The sequence below is a fragment of the Nodularia chucula CCY0103 genome, assembly GCF_963923915.1.
GTDB classification, from domain to species: domain Bacteria; phylum Cyanobacteriota; class Cyanobacteriia; order Cyanobacteriales; family Nostocaceae; genus Nodularia; species Nodularia chucula.
Genome location: NZ_CAWUOL010000199.1, coordinates 1 through 1,136 on the forward strand (window position 1 = coordinate 1; position 1,136 = coordinate 1,136).

1 protein-coding gene is annotated in these 1,136 nt (G+C 34.2%); it reads left to right on the forward strand.

Annotated features, from left to right (window positions below):
* The coding region (locus ACM0OP_RS24175; RefSeq protein ID WP_414530947.1) for an IS1634 family transposase at positions 1-1,136 on the forward strand (1,136 nt) is incomplete at both ends.

Here is a 1,136-nt window from a genome sequence, read left to right on the forward strand (position 1 = left end):
TAACTGTCACTTACGGTTATTCCCGTGACCATCGTCCTGACTTAAAACAATTTATTATAGAAATGATATGTTCAGGGGATGGAGACATACCAATATTTTTGAAACTAGCATCAGGAAACCAAGTAGATTCATCATGCTTTGGTCAAATAGCAGTAGAATATCAAAAACAATTAGAAGTTAATAGTCTCATAGTAGCAGACTCGGCTTTATATACAGAATCAAACCTGAAAATGATGTCAGAATTACGCTGGTTATGTCGAGTACCATTAAGCATAAAAGCAGCAAAATCATTAATCTCAACAATACCAGAATCAGAATTTATTGATAGTAAAATACCAGGATATAAATTAGCATCAAGAACCGAAAATTATGCAGGAATAGAACAGAGATGGCTAGTGGTGCAAAGTCAAGAAAGAAGAGAATCCGACTTGCGTAAACTCTCACGGAAAATTACCAAGGCAGAATCAAAAGCTGTACAGGAGTTAAAAAAGTTATCACAAGAAGAATTTGCTTGTGAAGCAGATGCTATCAAGGCATTATCAAAATTATCAAAACAATTCAAATATCACCAAATTAACGAGAGTAAAGTTACTCAAATCAAATCTAATAAAAAAGATAGTTCAGGAGAAATATCCTATCAAATATCAGCAACAGTCGCTCAGAATGAAAGTAAAATTCATACAGAAGTGCTGAGTGCAGGGCGTTTTATTATTGCGACCAATGTTTGGGATTCAAAGGAACTTAGCAATGATTCCATGCTCAGGGAATATAAAGCTCAACAATCATGTGAAAGAGGGTTTGGTTTTCTCAAAGACCCATTATTTTTTGCAGACAGTATTTTCCTCAAAAGTTCTGAGAGAATAGAGTCTCTGGGAATGATTATGGGTTTATGTCTACTGGTTTATACTTTGGCTCAACGTCAAATTAGAAATGCTCTGAAAGATTCCAAATCAACAATTAAAAATCAATTAGGTAAAGCAACTGACTGCCCTACTTTACGCTGGATTTTTCAATGCTTTCAGTGTATTCATTTAGTTGATTTTAACAACGAAAAATACGTCTCTAATTGGACTCAAGATAGGAATTTCATCCTGAATCTTTTACCAGATGATTGTTTTCGTTACTATCAATTAGCC